The sequence below is a fragment of the Kitasatospora sp. NPDC059803 genome (assembly GCF_042732255.1).
Lineage (GTDB): Bacteria > Actinomycetota > Actinomycetes > Streptomycetales > Streptomycetaceae > Kitasatospora.
This window is the reverse complement of the sequence record NZ_JBHWIJ010000350.1, coordinates 1-4,811: the sequence shown is the minus strand read 5'-3', so window position 1 is coordinate 4,811 and position 4,811 is coordinate 1. Positions and strand designations below refer to the sequence as shown.

Sequence of the window (4,811 nt, the reverse complement as noted above, 5' to 3'; positions counted from 1 at the left end):
CGACCACGGCAGCGGCGGTGCTGCTGCCCAGCCCGGGCGGCGGCGGCGGCCCCGGCGCCCGCACCCCCCACCCCGGCGCCCCCCCCCCACTACCCGCGGGGCGCGCCCCGTTCGATAATGGGCACATGAGCAACTCGCCGTCCTTCTCGCTGCCGGCCGGACTGCCGCGGCTCGACCGCTGCGCCGTGATGGGTGTGGTCAACGTCACGCCCGACTCCTTCTCGGACGGCGGCCTCTGGCACGACCCCGCCAAGGCGATCGCGCACGGGCTCGCCCTGCGCGCCCGCGGTGCGGACCTGGTGGACGTCGGGGGCGAGTCCACCCGGCCCGGCTCGCAGCGGGTGCCCGAGGAGGAGGAGCTGCGCCGGGTGCTGCCGGTGGTGCGCGAGCTCGTCGCCGCCGGGGTCGTGGTGTCGGTCGACACCATGCGGGCCTCCGTCGCCGAGCAGGCCGTGGCGGCCGGTGCCGCGCTCGTCAACGACGTCTCCGGCGGGCTCGCCGACCCGGCGATGGCACAGGTGGTCGCCGACACCGGCGCGCCCTTCGTGGTGATGCACTGGCGCGGCCAGTCCGCGGACATGGAGCGGCTGGCGGTCTACCGGGACGTGGTGACGGACGTCGTCGCCGAGCTGGCCGTCCGGGTGGACGCGCTGCTGGCGGCCGGGGTCAAGGAGGACCAGCTGATCCTCGACCCGGGGCTCGGCTTCGCCAAGACCCCCGAGCACAACTGGGCGCTGCTCGGCCGGCTGGACGCGCTCACCGCGCTCGGCCGTCCCGTCCTCGTCGCCGCATCGCGCAAGCGGTTCCTGGGTACGCTGCTGGCCGACCCGCAATCCGGGGCGCTGCGCCCGGCCCGGGAGCGCGACGACGCGACCGCCGCGGTGTCGGTGCTGTCGGCCCAGGCCGGCGCCTGGGCGGTGCGGGTGCACGACGTGTCCGGCACGGCGGACGCCGTCCGGGTGGTCGCGGCCTGGCAGCACGCGGCCCGGCAAGGGGTGAGGGAGGGTCTGTGACAGGTGACGGCAGGCTGAGCGGCGGAACGGCCGGCCAGGCCCGCGAGGCGGACCTGGAGGCGGTGCTCGCGGCGAACCAGGCGCTCTACCAGGCACTGGAGGAGGGGGACCTGGAGGCGGTCGAGGACGCCTGGCTGGGGGCCGCGGACGCGGACGACAAGGGCGGCGTGGTGTGCGTGCACCCCGGCTGGCCGGTGCTGCGCGGGCGGGCGCAGGTGACCCGCTCGTACATGCTGATCATGATGAACACGGAGTACATCCAGTTCTTCCTGACCGATGTCGAGGCCGAGGTCCACGGAGATGTGGCCCTTGTCACGTGCACCGAGAACATCCTCTCCGGCGGCGAGGCGGAGGAGGAGGGGGAACTCGGTCCGCTGGTCGGCGGAAAGGTCGTATCCACGAATCTGTTCCGCCGTACCCCGGGCGGGTGGAAGCTCTGGTCGCACCACGGTTCACCCGTTCTGACCAGCGGCGACGACGAGGACGAGGACTGATTCGGGCGGCCTTCGGAAAACGCCGCCGGGAGGTCGCCCGGGAATTCCCGAGTGGTCACCGAACGTTCACGTCAATCGCCATTCCGGTGCGCGTGGCGACGGTTCGTGCCGGGTAGGACGGTCAGACGTTGTCAGCGCCCGCGGGTAGATTCGAAACGGAGTGGCGGGTGTGCTGCCCGCCTTCGCCCCGCCCGTCCATGCCATTCTCCGGGTGGGGCCCGTCCGACTGGGAGCAGTGATTCGTTTGCTGGACCGCGTCACCCTGCGGGGGCTGCGTGCCCGGGGCAACCACGGCGTCTTCGAGCGCGAGCGCATCGAGGGCCAGACCTTCGTGGTCGACCTCGTGCTGTACCTGGACACCCGCCCCGCCGCGTCCGGCGACGACCTCACCCGCACGGCGCACTACGGCCTCGTGGCCGAGGAGGTCACCGCGATCATCGCCGGGGAGCCGGTCGACCTGATCGAGACCCTGGCCCAGCGCATCGCCGACCAGTGCCTGAAGCACGAAGCGGTCGAGGAGGTCGAGGTGACCGTGCACAAGCCCGACGCCCCGATCACCGTGCCGTTCGACGACGTGACCGTGACCATTCACCGGGGCCGCGCATGACCGCCGCCGTGCGCCCCGTTCCAGTTGCAGAGGGATCTCGATGAGCACCAGCGACCCGACCGCCTCGCCGACCACGTTCGACCTGGAGAGCCGGGTGGACTCCGCCGACACCACACTGCACAGCCAGCACTGCGCGGTGATCGCACTCGGCAGCAACCTGGGCAACCGCCTGGACACCCTCCAGGGCGCCGTCGACGCGCTCGCCGACACCCCCGGGCTCAAGATCAAGGCCGTCTCCGCGGTCTACGAGACCGAGGCCGTCGGCGGCCCGGACGAACAGCCCAACTACTACAACGCGGTCGTCGTGCTGCGCACCTCGCTGCCGCCGCGCGACCTGCTGGAGCGCGGCAACGCGATCGAGGACGCCTTCGGGCGGGTCCGGACGGTGCACTGGGGTCCGCGGACCCTGGACGTCGACATCCTGGCCTACGAGGGCGTGCTCAGCGACGACCCGCAGCTGCTGCTGCCGCACCCGCGCTCGCACGAGCGGGCCTTCGTGCTCGCCCCCTGGCTGGACGCCCAGCCGGAGGCCGAGGTGCCCGGGCACGGGCAGGTCGGCGCACTGCTGGACGCGCTCGGCGGCCCGGGCGCGCAGGGCGTCCGGCGGCGGGACGACATCCGGCTGACGCTGCCGGAGTGACCGGCCGCGGCCCGGCGGCCCGGTGAGGACGGCCGGGGAACTCGACCGGGGGGCCCGGCCGTACGAGTAGGTGTCCGCCGTTCGCGCGGGTGCCCGCCCGGTCGGGCCCGGTACGGTGGCCTGGCGCCGCCGCGCCGGGCCACCGGGCGACGGCCGGCTCTGGTAACCCCGGGAAGGACCTCCTCCGAGTGAAGCTGCTTCGCCTCCGCCTGCTGGTCGGCATCACCGCTGCTACCACGGCGCTGTCCTGGGCCGGTGCCAAGCTCTGGGCCTCCCTGGACACGCTGCCGGCCGTGCCGGTCGCGGCGCCGGTGGTGCTGGCGGCGGTGGCGGTGGTCCTGTTGGCGACCGCCCTCTCGTTGCGGTCCCGGCTGAAGGCGGTGCGCGAGCGGCAGCCCGGCGCGAAGGGCGTCGACCCGCTGCTGGCGGCCCGGGCGGTGGTGCTGGGGCAGGCCAGCGCGCTGGTTTCGGCGGTGGTCACCGGCGTCTACGCGGGCGCGGGGATCTTCCTGCTGGGCGAGCTGGACGTGTCGGCGCGCAAGGACCAGGCCGTCACGGCCGGGCTCGCGGTGCTGGCGGGGGCCGCGGTGATCGCGGCGGCGCTCTGGTTGCAGCACGTGTGCAAGCTGCCGGAGAACCACGACGATCCGAGCGGCCCGGCGCCCTCGCCCCGCTGAGCAGGTCCTTTTTCGTGATCTTGAGTGAAACGCCGGGCACGTGCGGTAAAACTTGCGCACTGTCAAGGGCGGAAGAGGACCCTGGGCTGACACGGCCCCAATTCGCACGCTAGTTTCTTGGCATGTCTCGCGGACGCCACCGTCATTCCTCCGTCCTCGGCCGGATCTTCCCCCCCACCGCCGCCGGCGTGCTGCTCGTCGCTGCGCTGGCCGCCCTGCTCTTCAGTCAGGACGCCGTCCTGGTGCGTTCGGTGGGTGTCGCGGCGGTCGTCGCGACGCTCGGCTTCGCGCTGCTGCTGCGGCAGCGGGACAAGGCGGCCCGGGCGGCCGCCGAGATGGCCGCGGCGCAGCGGCTGCGGGCCGAGGAGCGGTTCGAGGAGCAGCTGGCGGAGGCCGAGTACGCGGCGGAGGTCGCCGAGGAGCGGGCCACCCGGTTCGGGCGGCGGCTGACGGCGGAGAAGTCGCGGCTGGCGAAGGCCGAGACCGAGATCGCCCGGCTGCTGCGGGAGCGGGCCGTGACGGTGGCCGAGCAGGCGCTCAAGGAGGCCGAGGCGGCCCAGCGGGCGCTCGCCGCGAGCCGCCCGAAGTACCCGGCCAGCCCGGCCGCGTTCGTCCGTGCCGCGTCCGTGCTGCGGGTGCTGGAGCGGCGGGCGGCGGAGCAGGAGGCGCGGCGGGAGCGGACGGCAGGCTCGGCGGTCGCGCTGCGGGCGCGTACGGCGCCGGCCGCTGCGGCCCAGGCGCCCGTGCCCGTGGCTGCCGTGGTGGCGCCCTCGGTGCCGGCGCCGGTGGCCCCTGCGGTGCCCACTCCGGAGCAGGCTCCGGTGGCACAGGCACAGGCACAGGCACAGGCACAGGCACAGGCACAGGACCAGACCCAGGCGTCGGTGCGGCCCGCGCCGGTGCGCCCGGCGCTGACCGCCACGGTCGGGCAGCTCGGCGGGACGCCGTCCGCTCCGGTCGCGGCGCCCGCGCCGGTGGAGCGGCAGCGGCCGCGGTCGGCGCAGTCCGGGGCGGTGCGCGGGCCGGGCTTCAGCTTCTTCGGCCGTGGTGCGGGCGCGGCCGTGCGGGCGGCGGCCCCGGCGCCCGCGGTGGGCAGCGTCGCCGAACTGGGCGAGCGCACGGACCTGGCCGACGTGGTGGGCGACGAGGCGGTGGCCGCGCAGGCGAAGGCCGAGGCGCAGGAGGCCCAGGAGGCTCGTGAGGTGCAGGAGGCCGTGGCCGGCTCGCAGGCGTCGCAGCCGGCGGCCGAGCCTGCGCCGGGCGCGCCCGCGGTGGTGGACCTGACCCCGGAGGACGAGACCGAGCTGATTCAGCTGCCGGAGCTGCGCGCCTCGCGTTAGGTCCGGATACGCGAAAGCGGCGCGGGACATCGGTGTGACC

General features: G+C 74.7%; 6 protein-coding genes. All 6 read left to right on the top strand.

What is annotated here, in order from left to right; genetic code table 11:
• Positions 1 to 125 precede the first annotated feature (125 nt).
• On the top strand, positions 126 to 1,013 hold the full coding sequence (gene folP / locus ACFV6I_RS34855) for a dihydropteroate synthase (protein ID WP_380429855.1): 888 nt from the start codon (positions 126 to 128) through the stop codon (positions 1,011 to 1,013).
• Positions 1,010 to 1,507 carry a nuclear transport factor 2 family protein gene (locus ACFV6I_RS34850; RefSeq protein WP_063348246.1) on the top strand — a complete coding sequence of 166 codons (498 nt, stop codon included), beginning with the start codon at positions 1,010 to 1,012 and terminating at the stop codon, positions 1,505 to 1,507. Before folP ends, ACFV6I_RS34850 begins: the two co-directional genes overlap by 4 nt.
• 247 nt (positions 1,508 to 1,754) lie before the next feature.
• On the top strand, positions 1,755 to 2,114 hold the full coding sequence (gene folB / locus ACFV6I_RS34845) for a dihydroneopterin aldolase (RefSeq protein WP_063351209.1): 360 nt from the start codon (positions 1,755 to 1,757) through the stop codon (positions 2,112 to 2,114).
• Between the two features lie 40 nt (positions 2,115 to 2,154).
• Complete coding sequence (gene folK, locus ACFV6I_RS34840; protein WP_063348245.1) at positions 2,155 to 2,754, top strand: 2-amino-4-hydroxy-6-hydroxymethyldihydropteridine diphosphokinase; 600 nt, start codon at positions 2,155 to 2,157, stop codon at positions 2,752 to 2,754.
• Between the two features lie 188 nt (positions 2,755 to 2,942).
• Complete coding sequence (locus tag ACFV6I_RS34835; protein ID WP_063348244.1) at positions 2,943 to 3,431, top strand: DUF3180 domain-containing protein; 489 nt, start codon at positions 2,943 to 2,945, stop codon at positions 3,429 to 3,431.
• 122 nt (positions 3,432 to 3,553) lie between these two features.
• Positions 3,554 to 4,771, top strand: coding sequence for a hypothetical protein (locus ACFV6I_RS34830; RefSeq protein ID WP_380429853.1), 1,218 nt, complete (start codon positions 3,554 to 3,556; stop codon positions 4,769 to 4,771).
• Positions 4,772 to 4,811 lie beyond the last annotated feature (40 nt).